This window comes from Streptomyces sp. SudanB52_2052, assembly GCF_964272415.1.
GTDB classification, from domain to species: domain Bacteria; phylum Actinomycetota; class Actinomycetes; order Streptomycetales; family Streptomycetaceae; genus Streptomyces; species Streptomyces olindensis.
This window is the reverse complement of sequence record NZ_OZ186796.1, coordinates 2,420,998-2,436,057: the sequence shown is the minus strand read 5'-3', so window position 1 is coordinate 2,436,057 and position 15,060 is coordinate 2,420,998. Positions and strand designations below refer to the sequence as shown.

Below are 15,060 nucleotides of genomic sequence, written 5' to 3'. Positions count from 1 at the left end.
ACAACGGCGGGCCGTCGCGAGTCCGTCGGCCGTCTCGACGGGGACGGGGGCCGTGCCCGCGGGTCGTCGTCGCCGCGGACAATGGTCCTGTGAGCGAGCGAGCGCGGCATTGGCGGTACGACGAACTGCCCGGGGTCGATCTGCTGCGGGCTCGGTATGTGCGGAAGACGTTCGTGCGGCACACCCACGAGAACTTCGTGATCGCTGCCATCGCCGACGGGGTGGAGGTCTTCCACCACGGCGGAGGCGATCAGTACGCGGGGGCCGGGGCCCTCGCGCTGGTCAATCCGGACACTCCGCACACCGGGCGGGCCGGGGTGCCCGAGGGGTGGCGGTACGGGGCCGTGTACCCGTCGGCGGACGTGGTGGCGGAGATCGCGGCCGAGACGACGGCACTGCGCGGGACACCGGGGTTCGTCAGCCCGGTCCTGGACGATCCATATGCCGTCGGTTTGGTGCACCAGGTGCTGCGGGCCGCCGACGAGGGCAACGCGCTGGCCGCGGACACACTGCTCAGAGTCGCCGTGACCAGGTTGCTGCGGTTGAACGGAGGTCCGATGCCGCAGCGCAAGGTGCGGACGGCCGGTGCTCGGATCGCGGCACGCGCGCGTGGTGTGCTGGAGGAGCGGATGGCACGGCCGCCGACCCTGGAGCAACTGGCGGCCGACCTCGGAACCAGCCCGTTCGCCCTGCTGCGGGCCTTTCGGGACGCCTACGGAATGCCGCCGCACACATGGCTCACGGACGCGCGGGTCCGCAGGGCGCGGCGCCTGCTGGACGCGGGCACGGCACCCTCGGAGGTGGCGCTGACCGTGGGGTTCACCGACCAGCCGCACCTCAACCGGCGCTTCAGCCGGATCGTCGGGGTCCCTCCGGGGGCCTACCAGCGGGAGCGCAAGAACGTACAAGACGTGCCGTAGGGACCGACCGTACGTTGCGGTGCGTGGCAGAACCGACAGCTCTAACAGACACAGAAACAGATACAGACACAGACACAGACACAGGAACGGACGGGAAGCCGGACGGTGCGGTCGTGCGGGACGCCCTGGGTGTCGGGGTCGCCGTGGGGCTGTCCGGATTCGCCTTCGGTGTGACCTCGGCCGGCAGCGGCCTCTCGCTGCTCCAGACCTGCGCGCTCAGTCTCCTGGTGTTCACCGGGGCGTCCCAGTTCGCCCTGGTGGGGGCTCTCGCGGCCGGCAGCGGCCCGTTCACGGCCGCCGCCGGAGCCTTCTTCCTGGGCGTGCGGAACGCCTTCTACGGCTTGCGGCTGTCCCAGTTGCTGGCCCTCCCGCGCGCGGTGCGGCCGTTCGCCGCCCAGTGGGTGATCGACGAGACGGCCGCTGTCGCGCTCGCCCAGCCCACCCGGCGCGGTGCGCGACTCGGGTTCCTGGTGACCGGGCTGAGCCTGTACGTCCTGTGGAACCTCACCACACTGCTCGGTGCCCTGGGCGCCGGCGCCCTCGGGGACACCGACGCGTGGGGGCTGGACGCCGCAGGACCGGCGGTGTTCCTGGCGCTGCTCGCGCCGATGCTGAAGACCGTCGCAGAGCGGGCCGTCGCCGGGCTCGCCGTGCTGCTGGGGCTCGGGCTGCTGCCCGTCCTGCCCGCGGGGGTGCCGGTGCTGACGGCCGCGCTGGCGGCGCCGATCGTGCTGTGGGCGGACGGCCGCCGCAGGGGACGGGAGGACTCGCGATGAACGTCTGGATCGCCATCGGTGTGACCGTCCTCGGGTGCTACGCCGTCAAGCTGGCCGGGCTGCTGGTGCCCGCGGGAGCCCTGGAGCGCCCCGTCGTCAGGCGTCTCGCCGCGCTGCTGCCCGTCGCGCTGCTCGCGGCCCTCACCGCGCAGCAGACCTTCGCCGACGGGCGGACGCTGGTGCTGGACGCCCGGGCCGCCGGACTCGCGGCAGCCGCCGTGGCACTGGTGCTGCGCGCGCCGTTCCTGCTCGTCGTCGCGGCGGCCGTGGCGGTGACGGCGGGGGTGCGGGCCCTGGGGGCCTGATCAGCCGATGGCGCGGCCGTACGCGTGGAGGGCGCGCAGGGCCTCGATCGTCACCATCGGACGGGCCTCCAGCGCGGGTGCCGGGGCCCACTGGCGCCAGCGCACCGGCCAGCCGCCGTCCTCCTGCTGCTGAGCCGCGAGGTGGTCCAGGGAGCGGGCCATCTCGTCGTCCGTGAACCACGCGCGCGCCAGGGACCGCGGTGTCCGCGCGTAGTCGTGCGGGAAGTGATGCTCGCCCGGGGCGTACCCCGGGGAGACCGGATACGCGTCCAGGTCGTCGGGGTCCAGGGCCGCCAGGCCTTGTGCGCGTACCAGGCGACCCAGGCGGTCGGCGGCCGCCTCCGCGCGCGGGCGGTCGGGTGCGGAGTCCAGGAACGCCACGGCGGCCTCGATCTCGTACGGGTGCGACTTCTCCAGGGACTCGACCGCCTGCCAGCAGAAGTCCGTGGCCCGGAACAGCCAGGCGTGCCACACCTCGTTGCGGTGCAGCAGCCCGACCACCGGTCCGGTGGCCAGCAGGTCGCTGGGCGGGTCGTCCACGACCGGCACGAAGGGGGCCGTCGGGTAATCGCGCTGGCCGGGGTGGATCGCCGGGAGCGCGCCGTCCGCCGTGGAGACGGACGTCAGATAGCGGCACATGCGTTCCACGCGCTGGCCGGCGCAGCGTCCGACGGCGTCCAGGACGCGCAGGGCGCGGGCGGTGTGCAGCGGCTGGCTGACCGGACCGCGCAGATCGGGCTCCAGGGCGTGGCCGTACCCGCCGTCGTCGTTGCGGTAGGCGTCCAGGGCGGTTTCCACCGGGTCGGCGCCGCCGTCCCGGAAGTGGTGGGCGAAGAGGCGTTGCTCCAGCACGCGCGCGGTGAGCCAGACGAAGCGTTCGGCGCGCGCCACGGGGGTGTGCGGCGGGGGCGTCGGGGGGAGTGCGGTAGCTCCTGTTTCGGCCATGGGTCAGACCGTAGGGCGGAAAGCGGCGCCGGCAGGCGGTCACGGCTCAGGCCCACCCCCAGGGGCGGGATACTGGAGTCATGCGGTTGACGGTCTTCTGGCAGCGGATGGCGGAGCACTTCGGTCCGGGCTACGCCGACACCTTCGCGCGCGACCACGTGATGTCGGAGCTCGGCGGACGCACCGTGCACGAGGCGCTGGCGGCCGGCTGGGACGCCAAGGACGTCTGGCACGTGGTCTGCGCGGTGATGGACGTGCCCAGGGAGAAGCGCTGATCCCTGCGGGCCGTCCTCGCAGACCGCCGGCCGGTCCCGAAGATCGCAGGCGGGCAGACGGCTGTCGGTGGCGTGGGCGAGACTTGGTGCGTGGCACCCACTGACGAGACCGGGCAGGCAGCCCAGCAGTCCCCGTTCGGTACGACCCCGCCCACCGGCCCCCCGGTCGGCGGGACCGCCGGGACGAACGGCCGCATGCCGCGCTGGCTGCCGCGCGCCATGGTGCTCGCGCTCGCTCTCGTCGCCGTGTTCCAGCTGGGCAGCTGGGCCTTCCACCAGCTCACCGGCCTGCTGATCAACGTCCTCATCGCGTTCTTCCTGGCGCTCGCCATCGAACCCGCGGTGAGCTGGATGGCCTCGCGCGGCATGCGCCGAGGGCTGGCCACGTTCGTCGTCTTCATCGGCGTGATGATCGTGGCGGCCGGCTTCGTCACGCTCCTCGGTTCCATCCTCGCGGACCAGATCATCAAGATGATCGAGGGCTTCCCCGAGTACCTCGACTCCGTCATCAACTGGATCAACACGCACTTCAAGACCGACCTGAAGCGCGTGGACATCCAGGAGGGCCTGCTCCGTTCCGACTGGCTGCGCAACTACGTGCAGAACAGCGCCACTGGCGTGCTGGACGTGTCCGCCCAGGTCATCGGCGGTCTCTTCCAGCTGCTGACGATCGCGCTGTTCTCGTTCTACTTCGCCGCCGACGGCCCGCGGCTGCGCCGCGCGCTCTGCTCCGTCCTGCCGCCCGCCCGGCAGGCCGAGGTGCTGCGCGCGTGGGAGATCGCGGTGAACAAGACCGGCGGCTACATCTACTCCCGCGGCCTGATGGCGCTGATCTCCGGCATAGCGCACTTCGTCCTGCTACAGGTCCTGGACGTGCCCTACGCCCCCGTGCTCGCCGTGTGGGTCGGCCTGGTGTCGCAGTTCATCCCCACGATCGGCACGTATCTCGCGGGCGCCCTGCCCATGCTGATCGCGTTCACGGTGAACCCCTGGTACGCGCTGTGGGTGCTGATCTTCGTGGTGATCTACCAGCAGTTCGAAAACTATGTGCTGCAGCCCAAGCTGACCTCCAAGACCGTCGACATCCACCCCGCGGTCGCCTTCGGCTCGGTCATCGCGGGCACGGCGCTCCTCGGTGCCGTCGGCGCGCTGATCGCCATTCCCGCCATCGCCACGCTCCAGGCGTTCCTGGGGGCGTACGTGAAGCGGTACGACGTCACGGACGACCCCCGGGTGCACGGCCACCACCGCCGCGGGGAGGGGCCGGGCGTGATCACGCGCGCGAGGCTGCTGTGGGCCCGGCGGCCGGGGGCGGAGCGGCCCGAGACCCCGGGGTCCGGCGAGCGGCCCGAGGCCCCGGGTTCCGGCGAGAGCCCCTCCTGAGGGGCCGGATGCCGCCCGGCCCCTCCTGAAGGGCTGGAGGCCGCCCGGCCCTCATGGTGTCGCGGCCCGCAGAAGGCTCACGCGCTCGTCGGGGCCGAAGAATCCGTCGGGCAGCGTCCTGTCGTCCAGCAGACCGCGCACCAGGTCGGCATGTTGGGCGAACACGGCCCGGCACTGTGCGCGTTCCGGGTGGTCACGGTCGCTGCCGAAGACCCGGACCGCCCGCTCGCCGCCCCCGTCCACGGGCGCTGAGAGCTCCGCGACGACGAGCAGGAGCTCGACCAGCCCGGTCCGCCTCGAGGTCTCGGGGCCGGCCGCCAGACGGAGCAGGAACGGCAGGGCCGCCGGCATGGCGGGACCCATGCGGAAGACACCGTCCATCAGGACGTTGCCGAGCACCCGCTCGGCCTCCGGAGCCGCGGCCGGATCGAGCAGTGCGCGCAGCAGGGCCGGATCCCGGCGGGACAGCCGGGGAACTCCGCCCAGGCGATGTCCTCGCAGCCGCGCAGCGCGGGGTGGGCCCGGCCGGCCCGTGGTGCGCGCGGGAACTCCTCGAGGAACCGTGCGACGGCGGCCTCCTTGGCCGCCACGTCGATCCGGCACATCCGTCTCCCCCTCCCCGGGGCAGGCCCCGGCTGTCAGGGCACGGTACTCCGGTAGGGGTACCGGCACCGGTACCGTGCGGCCCGTGCCGAATGGCGTGTGCGGACCCGTGCCGGAAGGGCCCCGTGGTGCGCTTGACACGTAAATCGAACATCCATTCTTATGGAGTCTCCGGCGAGGCTCAACGAAGGGCGTTTCGACGTACTTTGGGTGGAGAAGTGCCCGAGTTATCCACAGGCCGGACGGGCGTCGGGGCGCATTGTCAGTGGCAGGCGTTAGCGTCTTTGACGTGAAGCGATCGACTCAAGCAAATCGGGTGGAACCCATGGCAGGAACCGACCGCGAGAAGGCCCTGGACGCCGCGCTCGCACAGATTGAACGGCAATTCGGCAAGGGCGCGGTCATGCGCATGGGCGAGCGGTCCAAGGAGCCCATCGAGGTCATCCCGACCGGGTCCACCGCCCTGGACGTGGCCCTCGGCGTGGGCGGCCTGCCGCGCGGCCGCGTCGTGGAGATCTACGGACCGGAGTCCTCCGGTAAGACCACCCTCACCCTGCACGCGGTGGCGAACGCGCAGAAGGCCGGAGGCCAGGTCGCCTTCGTCGACGCGGAGCACGCCCTCGACCCCGAGTACGCGAAGAAGCTCGGCGTCGACATCGACAACCTCATCCTCTCCCAGCCGGACAACGGCGAGCAGGCCCTGGAGATCGTGGACATGCTGGTCCGCTCCGGCGCCCTCGACCTCATCGTCATCGACTCCGTCGCCGCGCTCGTCCCGCGCGCGGAGATCGAGGGCGAGATGGGCGACAGCCACGTGGGTCTGCAGGCCCGACTGATGAGCCAGGCCCTGCGGAAGATCACCAGCGCGCTCAACCAGTCCAAGACCACCGCGATCTTCATCAACCAGCTCCGCGAGAAGATCGGCGTGATGTTCGGCTCCCCGGAGACCACGACCGGTGGCCGGGCGCTGAAGTTCTACGCCTCGGTGCGCATCGACATCCGCCGCATCGAGACCCTGAAGGACGGCACCGAGGCGGTCGGCAACCGCACCCGCTGCAAGGTCGTCAAGAACAAGGTCGCGCCGCCCTTCAAGCAGGCCGAGTTCGACATCCTCTACGGCCAGGGCATCAGCCGCGAGGGCGCCTCATCGACATGGGCGTGGAGCACGGCTTCGTCCGCAAGGCCGGCGCCTGGTACACGTACGAGGGCGACCAGCTCGGCCAGGGCAAGGAGAACGCGCGCAACTTCCTGAAGGACAACCCCGACCTGGCCAACGAGATCGAGAAGAAGATCAAGGAGAAGCTGGGCGTGGGCGTGCGCCCCGAGGAGCCGGCCGCCGAGCCGGGCGCGGACGCCGCGGTCTCCGCCACGCCGGACGACGCGAAGACGGTGCCCGCTCCGGCGGCGGCCAAGGCGGCCAAGACCAAGGCCGCTGCCGCCAAGAGCTGACCCGTGACACGGCGAACCGACTGGGCGGAGTACGAGTACACCGCCTCCGGTGCCCCACGGGGGAGGGGCACCGGAGGCGACACGGGCTCGGCCGTGGACGGGGACGACGGGCACGGGGAGGACAGGCACGAGGAGGCGCCCTTCGGGGTCGAGCAGCCCTACGGCAGCGGCTCGTCGGGGGACGGCTCGCGTGACGGTGGGCCGCGTGCCGACGGGCCGCGCCGAGGGCGCGGGCGGCGCCGACGCGGCTTCGGCGAGGCGGCCGACACCGAGGACGGAGGTGGCCTCTCCTCGTCGAGGGCCGAGCAGGGGACACCTCCAGGGGACCCGGTCGAGCAGGCTCGGGCGATCTGCCTGCGCCTGCTCACCGGGACCCCGCGGACCCGCAGGCAACTCGCCGACGCCCTGCGCAAGCGGCAGATCCCGGACGACGCCGCCGAGGAGGTGCTGTCGCGGTTCGAAGAGGTCGGCCTCATCGACGACAGCGCCTTCGCGGACGCCTGGGTGGAGTCACGCCACCACGGCCGAGGACTGGCCCGGCGCGCGCTCGCCCGGGAACTGCGCACCAAGGGCGTGGACTCGACCCTCATCGACGAGGCCGTCTCCCAGCTCGACTCCGAGCAGGAGGAGGCGACCGCGCGAGAACTCGTCGCGCGCAAGCTCCGCTCCACCCGGGGGCTCGACCGCGACAAGCGACTCCGCCGCCTGGCCGGCATGCTCGCCCGCAAGGGCTACCCCGAGGGCATGGCCCTGCGCGTGGTCCGGCAGGCGCTGGAGGAGGAGGGCGAGGACACGGACTTCCTGGCGGACGAGGGGTTCTGAGCGGGAAGCCGACGCCGAGGGTGGCGGCAGCATCCGCCTCCGACTCGGCACACGGGCATCCGGCTCACTCCACCGGAAGCCCCGCCCCCCGCCAAGCCTGGAACCCGCCGACCAGATCCGTGGCCCGGCGCAGCCCCAGCTGGTGCAGGGACTGGACCGCCAGGCTGGAGGCGTACCCCTCGTTGCAGATCACGACGATGCGCAGGCCATGGCTCGTGGCCTCGGGAAGGCGGTGACTGCCCTGGGGATCGAGTCGCCACTCGAGTTCGTTGCGCTCGACGACGAGGGCGCCGGGGATGAGACCGTCCCGCTCGCGCAGGGCGGCGTAGCGGATGTCCACCAGCAGCGCGTCGCCGGCCCTGGCGGCCTCGTAGGCCTCCTGCGGCTCGATCCGCACGTAGGCCGCGCGGACGCGCTCCAGCAACTCGTCGATTCCCAGAGGAAGTTGGTCCCCGTCGTTCGCAGACACAGGAGTACTCACTGCCAGTCCTCCGGTCGCTCGACCTGCTCGAGGCGCAGGATGGGCCCACTGCGGCTGTAGCGGCGGATCTGCGGCAGGGGCGGGTAGTAGGCGTGGACGGAGATCGCGTGCCGGTCGGAGGACTCGTTGAGGACCTCGTGGACGTGGTGGCGTCCGAAGGAGCGCCCCTGACCGGCCGGCAGTCGGCGTTCCCGGTCGACACCGTCGGTGAGTTCCAGGGTCTTCCAGCCGTCGGTGGGCAGCCGCGCGGCGAGCGCGTTCTCCTTGAGCTCGCCCGCCGCGGTCAGGAAGGCGCCGACGGAGTCGGCGTGGTCGTGCCAGCCGGTGCCCGTGCCGGGCGGCCAGCCGATCAGCCAGGCCTCGCTGCCGCCGGGACCCTCCAGCCGCACCCAGGTGCGGCCTTCCGGGTCGAGCGGCAGGGAGGCGATCAGCTCACTGTCGGCGGCTGTGCGCCGGACGAAGTCGAAGAGGTCGGCCTGCGTGGGAGCCGAACGGGCGGAGGAGGCAGAGGGGGACGCAGAGGGGGGCGCAGAAGGGGATACAGACACGGGGGCCGTCCTGAGGGTCCTGATGAGGGTTCGCGAAAGAGGCGCGGCAGCCGACGCGGAGAGAGCGCGACGCGCGCAGGAGGAAGAAGGATGCGAGGTCAGCAGGACGGACGACACACACAGCCCGCATACCGGAGGAAGTCCATATGGACCCTCCGCCACAGGCGCACACAGGTGTCGGTCACGCACCGGAGTACACCATGACCATCCGGACCGGTCAACTCACTGTCACCATGCGGACGCACGGTGACAGTGAGCAGGTCACCCGGTGTCGACGTCAGTGTGAGCCGGTCGAGGCACCGGCTCCCGCCTGCGCCTTCGCGGGGCCGCCGACCGTCGCCTCCGCCGCCGCGTACAGGTCTTCCGGGCGCACCCCGCTCAAGGCGGTGACCAAGTGTCCGTCGGGGCGGACCAGGAGCACCGTGTGCGCGGCCGCGCCCGGATAGCTCTCGGCGACCAGCAGCTCGGCGGGGTGCGGCAACGCCGCGACGGCCGCCGCGAGGCGGGGCATGATGCCCGCCCTGGCCCAGTGCTTGCGCTCCCACACGCCCGTGCCCGGCGCGATCAGCACCACGAGCAGGGCGCCACGGCCGAGCCGGTCCCGCAGCCGTACGAAGGTGCCGTCCTCCGCGGTGACACGGACGTCCGTGACCGGCGCTCCGCGCGGCGTGTCGACGGGAACCTCTCCTTCGAGGCGTTGGGGCGCGAGCGGCGAATCGGCGTACGCCCCCGGCGCACCCAGCTGGCCGTGCCCCAAGTGACCGTCCGTGAGGAGCGCGTCGTGGCCACGGGACGAGCCGGGGACGTAGGAGCGCAGTCCTCCGCCGCCGCGCAGCAGCGGCAGCGCCTGGTCGGCGGCGCGGAGCCGGGCGGCGACGACCGCCCGGCGCTCGGTCTGGTAGCTGTCGAGGAGCGCCTCGTGCGGACCGTGGTGCCAGGTCAGAGCCAGTTTCCAAGCGAGGTTGTCGGCGTCCAGCAGCCCCTCGTCCAGCCCGTGCGTGCCCAGGGCACCGAGCAGGTGGGCCGCGTCCCCGGCGAGGAAGACGCGGTCGGCGCGCCAGCGGCGGGCCAGACGGTGGTGGACCGTGTGGACGCCGGTGTCCAGCAGCTCGTAGGGCGGGGTCGTGCCGCCCGACCAGCCGGCCAGGGTCTCCCGGATGCGGGTCAGCAGAAGCTCGGGGGTGACCAGGTCCTTGCCGGGCGGCAGGAGCCAGTCCAGGCGCCAGACGCCGTCCGGCAGGGGGCGTGCGGTGACCTCGCCGGCCGAGGGGCCCGACATGCGCCAGGGCGGCATGCGGTGCAGCAACGCTTCGTTGTGCCAGGGCAGTTCCGTCCGCAGGGCCGCGACGGCGTGCCGTTCCACCGCCGTACGGCCCGGGAAGCGGATGTCCTGGAGCTTGCGCACGGTGGACCGGGGACCGTCGCAGCCGACCAGGTAACTGCCGCGCCAGTACGTCCCTTTGGGTCCGCGGGTGTGGGCCGTGACGCCCGAGGGCTCCTGTTCGATGCCGTCGAGGCGGCTGTCCACGGCGACCTTGACGAGCCGTTCGCGCGCGAGGGCGGCACGCAGGATGCCCGTCAGGACGTGCTGGGCGATGTGCAGCGGGATCGGTTCGCTGCCGTCGAAAAAGACCTCGCGCATCACCTGCTTGCGCCGTACCGACCGCCATCCGGCCCATTGGGCACCGACCTCGTCCAGGGGTACACCGGTCAGGCGTTCCATGAGGGCGGCGGTGTCCTCGCGCAGGACGACGGTGCGCGCCGCACGGGGTTCGTCCTTGCCCGGCCCCTCGTCGAGCACGACGCACGGCACCTCCTGACGCGCCAGCGCCAGGGCGAGCGTGAGCCCGACGGGCCCCGCTCCGACGATGATCACCGGGTCCACGGCGCGGCGCCCCCTGCCCGTGGTGATGTCCTGAGAGACGTAGGTGAACAGGAAGTTTGAGCAGGGTGCACGATCACAGAACGTATGCAACCCATTGCCGGTGCTTGCGTCAAGTGACCGGCGGTCGGTGGCGATCATGCCGCCGCCCCAAGGGTAGCCGGGTGACGCGCTCGCCACGTGATGGGGTGTCAGGGCCGGCCCAGGACGGCTCACGGCTCGGCACGACTGTGGCCCGCCGGGGATCCGGCGGGCCACAGTCATAGCGGTTGTCGAGCCGTCAGATCGTGCCGCCGGCTCCGGTGCCGTAGGTGCCGCCCACCTCGGCCGCGTTCACGTCGTCGACCTTGTCGGCGCCGACGACGGCCCCCGTGCTCCGCTTGCTGCGGCGCAACCTGCCCTCCAGCCAGGAGGCGAAGGAGGTGAGGATGAAGTTCAGCACGATGAAGATCACCGCCACCACGATGAAGCTGGGGATGACGTTCGCGTAGTTGGCGGCGAGAGTGCTTCGCGTGTTGAGGAGCTCGGTGAACCCGAGCATCACGCCGCCCAGCGCGGTGTCCTTCACGATGACGACCAGCTGGCTGACGATGGCCGGCAGCATGGCGGTGACGGCCTGCGGCAGCAGGATGCTGGTCATCGTCTGGCTCTTGCGCAGGCCGATCGCCATCGCCGCCTCCGACTGCCCCTTGGGCAGGGAGAGGATGCCCGCGCGGACGACCTCGGCGAGGACCGACGCGTTGTAGAGCACCAGACCGGTGACGACCGCGTACAAGGGTCGCTCATCGCTGGGGATGCCCGTGGAGCGGACGTAGAACTCGTTGGCGAACAGCATCAGCAGCAGCACCGGGATGGCCCGGAAGAACTCGACCACCGCGCCGGCCGGGATGCGCACCCAGCGGTGGTCGGACATGCGCGCGATGCCGAGGACGGCGCCCAGCGGGAGGGCGATGACCATGGAGAGCGCCGCGGCCTTGAGCGTGTCGGCCAGGCCCGGAAGCAAGTAGGTCGTCCAGGCCTCTGATGTGGTGAACGGCTTCCACAGGGACCACTCCAGCTGGTTCTTGTCGTCCAGCGTCTGCCAGACCCACCACAGGAGCAGGGCGAGCAGGACGAAGAAGACCACGGAGAACAGCAGGTTGCGCCGCTTGGCCTTCGGGCCGGGGGCGTCGTAAAGAACGGACGTCATCGCTTCACCGCCAGTCGCTTGCTCAGCCAGCCGAGGAACAGGCCGGTGGGCAGAGTCAGTACCACGAACCCGAAGGCGAAGACCGCGCCGATGAGCAGCGTCTGTGCCTCGTTCTCGATCATTTCCTTCATCAGGAGGGCGGCCTCCGCCACGCCGATGGTGGCCGCCACGGTGGTGTTCTTGGTCAGTGCGATCAGCACGTTGGCCAGCGGCCCGATGACGGAGCGGAACGCCTGCGGCAGTACCACGAGCCGCAACACCTGGCTGAAGCTGAGTCCGATGGCCCGTGCTGCCTCCGCTTGACCGACGGGCACGGTGTTGATGCCGGAGCGGATGGCCTCGCAGACGAAGGCAGCCGTGTAGGCGACGAGACCGAGGACGGCCAGTCGGAAGTACTTCAGCTTGAAGTCATCGGGTGCGCCCATGGTCACGCCGAAGATGTCGGCGAGGCCGAGCGAGGTGAACACGATGATGACGGTCAGGGGGATGTTCCGGACGATGTTCACGTAGGCAGTGCCGAAACCGCGCATCAGCGGGACGGGGCTGACCCGCATGGCCGCCAGGAGGGTGCCCCAGATCAGGGAACCAATGGCCGAGAAGACGGTGAGCTGCACTGTGACCCAGAAAGCGCCCAGCAGGGACGGGTCGTCATAGTCTGAAAGAAAGTCGAACACGATCTCCCGCGCTTCCGGGTGTGTGGCGTAGGTGGCGGACGTGGCGCGCCCCCGTCAGAGAAGTGATGGCGGCGCGCCTGCGGATCCCCGCATCGGGTGCGGGGATCCTGCGTCGGCGGAGTCCCGCGTTACTGGACGATCTGGCCGATCTTCGGGGCGGGCTCGTTCTTGTAGTTCGCCGGGCCGAAGTTCTCCTTGACGGCCTTGTCCCAGGAACCGTCGCTGACCATCTTCTCCAGGGCCTTGTTGATCTTGTCGAGGGTCGCGCTGTCGCCCTTCTTGACGCCGATGCCGTAGTTCTCGTTGCTCAGCTTCAGGCCGGCCAGCTTGAACTGACCCTTGTACTGGTCCTGCGCGGCGTAGCCGGCGAGGATCGAGTCGTCGGTGGTCAGCGCGTCCACGGCACCGCTCTGCAGAGCGGAGAGGCACTCCGAGTAGCCACCCCGCTCGCTCAGCTGAGCCTTCGGCGCGAAGTCGTTCTTGACGTTCTGAGCCGAGGTGGACCCGGTGACCGAGCACAGCTTCTTGTCGTTCAGGTCCGTGGCCTTGGTGATGTCCGAGTCCTTCTTCACCAGCAGGTCCTGGTGGGCCAGCAGGTACGGACCGGCGAAGTCGACCTTCTGCTTGCGCTCGTCGGTGATCGAGTAGGTGGCCGCGATCATCTTCACGTCGCCGCGGGACAGCGCGTTCTCGCGGTCGGCGCTCTTGGTCTCGACCCACTCGATCTGGTTGGGCTCATAGCCCAGTTCCTTGGCAACGTACGTCGCCACGTCCACGTCGAAGCCGGAGAAGGAACCGTCGGGCTCCTTCAGGCCCAGACCGGGCTGGTCGTACTTGATGCCGATCTTGATCTTGTCGCCGCCGCCGGAGCCGGAGCCGTTCGAGTCGCCGCCGTCGTCGCCTCCACAGGCAGTGGCGGTCAGAGCGAGGACGAGAGCGGTGGCGGCCGCAGCGGAGACCTTGCGGAGCTTCATTGGGAACATCCTTTGCCGTGAAGAGAAACCGTCGTTGCGGGTGACGCGTATCGTCGCGGGCGCGACGCGCGCCTCAGTGATGCAGGATCTTCGAAAGGAAGTCCTTGGCACGGTCGCTGCGCGGATTGCTGAAGAACTGGTCGGGCGCAGCCTCCTCGACGATCCGGCCGTCTGCCATGAACACCACGCGGTTTGCGGCCGATCGTGCGAAACCCATCTCGTGGGTGACGACGATCATCGTCATACCGTCGCGGGCGAGCTGCTGCATGACCTCAAGCACCTCGTTGATCATCTCGGGGTCGAGCGCGGAGGTGGGCTCGTCGAAGAGCATCACCTTCGGCTCCATGGCCAGCGCTCGCGCGATCGCCACGCGCTGCTGCTGGCCGCCGGAGAGCTGTGCCGGGTACTTCTCGGCCTGCGCACCCACGCCGACCCGGTCGAGCAGGGCCCGGGCCCGCTCCTCGGCCGCCTTCTTGTCCTTCTTGCGGACCTTGATCTGGCCGAGCATCACGTTCTCGAGCACGGTCTTGTGCGCGAAGAGGTTGAAGGACTGGAAGACCATCCCGACGTCGGCCCGCAGCCGGGCCAGCTCCTTGCCCTCGGCGGGCAGCGGCTTGCCGTCGATCGTGATCGAGCCGGAGTCGATCGTCTCCAGGCGGTTGATGGTGCGGCACAGGGTGGACTTGCCGGACCCGGAGGGTCCGATGACCACGACGACTTCACCGCGCGCGATCGTCAGGTCGATGTCCTGGAGTACGTGCAACGCGCCGAAGTGCTTGTTGACGCTCTTCAGGACGACCAGTTCGCCGGTCGCGGCCACATCTTCCTTGGCCACCGATACTTCGGTCATCGCTCTCAGGCTCCGTCCTCCTCGGTTTCGGAGGACAGTAGTAACCCTCTACGACCTGCGTCATTACATCTGAGGGGAATCTGAGCATCACGATCCGATAGCAATCGGACACGTGTCGTAGCACTTGCGAGCAGTGCTCATATCGGCCGGGTAACGGAAGGGCTCCGCAACCGGAACCCTCTTGACGCCGTCCTCATCCATCAGCGTGACTGCACAAGGTGCACGCGCGCGTGCACGCGTTTTTGTACACATCTAGATCGTACGGCCAGTGAACCGAAGGGGGCCCGGATGAGACTGCTGCTCGTCGAGGACGACAACCACGTCGCCGCCGCCCTGTCGGCGGTCCTGGCGCGGCACGGGTTCGACGTCACGCACGCGCGCAGCGGTGAGGAGGCCCTCCAGGCCCTCGTCCCCGAGGTCGACGGCTTCGGCGTCGTCCTGCTCGACCTGGGCCTGCCCGACCAGGACGGATACGAAGTCTGCGGCAAGATCCGCAAGCGCACCAGCACACCCGTGATCATGGTGACGGCCCGTTCCGACGTGCGCTCCCGCATCCATGGCCTCAACCTGGGCGCCGACGACTACGTCGTGAAGCCGTACGACACCGGTGAGCTGCTCGCCCGTATCCACGCGGTCAGCCGGCGCACCTCCCACGAGGACACCTCCAGCGGAATAGAGACCGAACTGCGTCTCGGCCCCGTGCACATCGAGCTGCCCACGCGCCGGGTCAGCGTGGACGGGTCGGTGATCCAGCTGACCCGCAAGGAGTTCGACCTGCTGGCGCTGCTCGCCCAGCGGCCCGGGGTGGTCTTCCGCCGGGAGCAGATCATCAGCGAGGTGTGGCGGACCAGCTGGGAGGGGACCGGGCGCACTCTCGAGGTGCATGTCGCGTCCCTGCGCGCCAAGCTGCGCATGCCCGCCCTCATCGAGACCGTACGCGGAGTCGGCTATCGGCTCGTCGCGCCTGCCGCGTAGCGGGGCCGG

The 15,060-nt window shown here is 70.4% G+C and carries 17 protein-coding genes and 1 pseudogene; 8 read left to right on the top strand and 10 right to left on the bottom strand.

The window, feature by feature from the left end:
- Positions 1 to 89: 89 nt before the first annotated feature.
- Genes ACSUPV_RS10585 through ACSUPV_RS10575 form a run of 3 tightly spaced genes read left to right on the top strand, consistent with a single transcriptional unit; the run spans position 90 to position 2,001 of the window.
- A complete protein-coding gene (locus ACSUPV_RS10585; RefSeq protein ID WP_436947375.1) occupies positions 90 to 920 on the top strand; it encodes an AraC family transcriptional regulator in 831 nt (276 codons plus the stop codon).
- 23 nt (positions 921 to 943) lie between these two features.
- A complete protein-coding gene (locus tag ACSUPV_RS10580; protein ID WP_436947374.1) occupies positions 944 to 1,696 on the top strand; it encodes an AzlC family ABC transporter permease in 753 nt (250 codons plus the stop codon).
- On the top strand, positions 1,693 to 2,001 hold the full coding sequence (locus ACSUPV_RS10575; RefSeq protein ID WP_037761492.1) for an AzlD domain-containing protein: 309 nt from the start codon (positions 1,693 to 1,695) through the stop codon (positions 1,999 to 2,001). Before ACSUPV_RS10580 ends, ACSUPV_RS10575 begins: the two co-directional genes overlap by 4 nt.
- Here ACSUPV_RS10575 and ACSUPV_RS10570 read toward each other — a convergent pair whose 3' ends face one another.
- A complete protein-coding gene (locus ACSUPV_RS10570) occupies positions 2,002 to 2,946 on the bottom strand; it encodes a hypothetical protein (protein WP_436947373.1) in 945 nt (314 codons plus the stop codon).
- 80 nt (positions 2,947 to 3,026) lie between these two features.
- On the opposite strand from ACSUPV_RS10570, the gene ACSUPV_RS10565 reads away from it, so the two are divergent.
- Complete coding sequence (locus tag ACSUPV_RS10565) at positions 3,027 to 3,221, top strand: DUF3046 domain-containing protein (RefSeq protein ID WP_031116956.1); 195 nt, start codon at positions 3,027 to 3,029, stop codon at positions 3,219 to 3,221.
- Positions 3,222 to 3,311: 90 nt separating this feature from the next.
- Positions 3,312 to 4,604, top strand: coding sequence for an AI-2E family transporter (locus tag ACSUPV_RS10560; RefSeq protein WP_359791390.1), 1,293 nt, complete (start codon positions 3,312 to 3,314; stop codon positions 4,602 to 4,604).
- 51 nt (positions 4,605 to 4,655) lie between these two features.
- Here ACSUPV_RS10560 and ACSUPV_RS10555 read toward each other — a convergent pair whose 3' ends face one another.
- Together ACSUPV_RS10555 and ACSUPV_RS10550 are read right to left on the bottom strand one after the other, a co-directional pair.
- Positions 4,656 to 5,003, bottom strand: coding sequence for a hypothetical protein (locus ACSUPV_RS10555; protein WP_436947372.1), 348 nt, complete (start codon positions 5,001 to 5,003; stop codon positions 4,656 to 4,658).
- Positions 4,985 to 5,209, bottom strand: a complete 225-nt coding sequence (locus ACSUPV_RS10550) for a hypothetical protein (RefSeq protein WP_436947371.1) — start codon at positions 5,207 to 5,209, stop codon at positions 4,985 to 4,987. Before ACSUPV_RS10550 ends, ACSUPV_RS10555 begins: the two co-directional genes overlap by 19 nt.
- A gap of 323 nt (positions 5,210 to 5,532) precedes the next feature.
- On the opposite strand from ACSUPV_RS10550, the pseudogene recA reads away from it, so the two are divergent.
- Both recA and recX read left to right on the top strand, forming a co-directional pair.
- Positions 5,533 to 6,656 (top strand): annotated as a pseudogene (gene recA, locus ACSUPV_RS10545) (recombinase RecA).
- Between the two features lie 3 nt (positions 6,657 to 6,659).
- Positions 6,660 to 7,478 (top strand): recombination regulator RecX, encoded by an 819-nt coding sequence (gene recX, locus ACSUPV_RS10540; RefSeq protein ID WP_359791393.1) that lies wholly within the window; start codon positions 6,660 to 6,662, stop codon positions 7,476 to 7,478.
- 64 nt (positions 7,479 to 7,542) lie between these two features.
- Here the strand turns inward: recX and ACSUPV_RS10535 are convergent, their stop codons facing one another.
- From ACSUPV_RS10535 to ACSUPV_RS10505, 7 genes are all read right to left on the bottom strand, one after another.
- The gene (locus tag ACSUPV_RS10535; protein WP_436947370.1) at positions 7,543 to 7,947 is read right to left on the bottom strand and encodes a rhodanese-like domain-containing protein; all 405 of its coding nucleotides are present in this window, start codon (positions 7,945 to 7,947) and stop codon (positions 7,543 to 7,545) included.
- 8 nt (positions 7,948 to 7,955) lie between these two features.
- Entirely contained in the window at positions 7,956 to 8,507 is a 552-nt protein-coding gene (locus tag ACSUPV_RS10530) for a cysteine dioxygenase (protein WP_031116950.1), read from the bottom strand.
- A 277-nt stretch (positions 8,508 to 8,784) separates the two neighbouring features.
- Positions 8,785 to 10,392 (bottom strand): FAD-dependent monooxygenase, encoded by a 1,608-nt coding sequence (locus ACSUPV_RS10525; protein WP_436947369.1) that lies wholly within the window; start codon positions 10,390 to 10,392, stop codon positions 8,785 to 8,787.
- A 277-nt stretch (positions 10,393 to 10,669) separates the two neighbouring features.
- Positions 10,670 to 11,578 (bottom strand): amino acid ABC transporter permease, encoded by a 909-nt coding sequence (locus tag ACSUPV_RS10520; protein ID WP_037761521.1) that lies wholly within the window; start codon positions 11,576 to 11,578, stop codon positions 10,670 to 10,672.
- Positions 11,575 to 12,252 carry an amino acid ABC transporter permease gene (locus tag ACSUPV_RS10515; protein WP_037761524.1) on the bottom strand — a complete coding sequence of 226 codons (678 nt, stop codon included), beginning with the start codon at positions 12,250 to 12,252 and terminating at the stop codon, positions 11,575 to 11,577. The genes ACSUPV_RS10520 and ACSUPV_RS10515 overlap by 4 nt, the downstream gene beginning before the upstream one ends.
- A gap of 128 nt (positions 12,253 to 12,380) precedes the next feature.
- Positions 12,381 to 13,226, bottom strand: a complete 846-nt coding sequence (locus ACSUPV_RS10510) for a glutamate ABC transporter substrate-binding protein (RefSeq protein WP_359791400.1) — start codon at positions 13,224 to 13,226, stop codon at positions 12,381 to 12,383.
- Between the two features lie 73 nt (positions 13,227 to 13,299).
- On the bottom strand, positions 13,300 to 14,076 hold the full coding sequence (locus ACSUPV_RS10505) for an amino acid ABC transporter ATP-binding protein (protein WP_031116945.1): 777 nt from the start codon (positions 14,074 to 14,076) through the stop codon (positions 13,300 to 13,302).
- A 288-nt stretch (positions 14,077 to 14,364) separates the two neighbouring features.
- On the opposite strand from ACSUPV_RS10505, the gene ACSUPV_RS10500 reads away from it, so the two are divergent.
- Positions 14,365 to 15,051, top strand: coding sequence for a response regulator transcription factor (locus ACSUPV_RS10500; RefSeq protein ID WP_031116944.1), 687 nt, complete (start codon positions 14,365 to 14,367; stop codon positions 15,049 to 15,051).
- The last annotated feature ends 9 nt before the right edge of the window (positions 15,052 to 15,060 follow it).

Bases quoted from the DNA above. Each gene is read 5' to 3' on its own strand.
- ACSUPV_RS10505 (WP_031116945.1), bottom strand. From the start codon at position 14,076: ATGACCGAAGTATCGGTGGCCAAGGAAGATGTGGCCGCGACCGGCGAA.
- ACSUPV_RS10550 (WP_436947371.1), bottom strand. From the start codon at position 5,209: ATGTGCCGGATCGACGTGGCGGCCAAGGAGGCCGCCGTCGCACGGTTC.
- ACSUPV_RS10575 (WP_037761492.1), top strand. From the start codon at position 1,693: ATGAACGTCTGGATCGCCATCGGTGTGACCGTCCTCGGGTGCTACGCC.
- ACSUPV_RS10570 (WP_436947373.1), bottom strand. From the start codon at position 2,946: ATGGCCGAAACAGGAGCTACCGCACTCCCCCCGACGCCCCCGCCGCAC.
- ACSUPV_RS10500 (WP_031116944.1), top strand. From the start codon at position 14,365: ATGAGACTGCTGCTCGTCGAGGACGACAACCACGTCGCCGCCGCCCTG.
- ACSUPV_RS10510 (WP_359791400.1), bottom strand. From the start codon at position 13,226: ATGAAGCTCCGCAAGGTCTCCGCTGCGGCCGCCACCGCTCTCGTCCTC.
- ACSUPV_RS10565 (WP_031116956.1), top strand. From the start codon at position 3,027: ATGCGGTTGACGGTCTTCTGGCAGCGGATGGCGGAGCACTTCGGTCCG.
- ACSUPV_RS10520 (WP_037761521.1), bottom strand. From the start codon at position 11,578: ATGACGTCCGTTCTTTACGACGCCCCCGGCCCGAAGGCCAAGCGGCGC.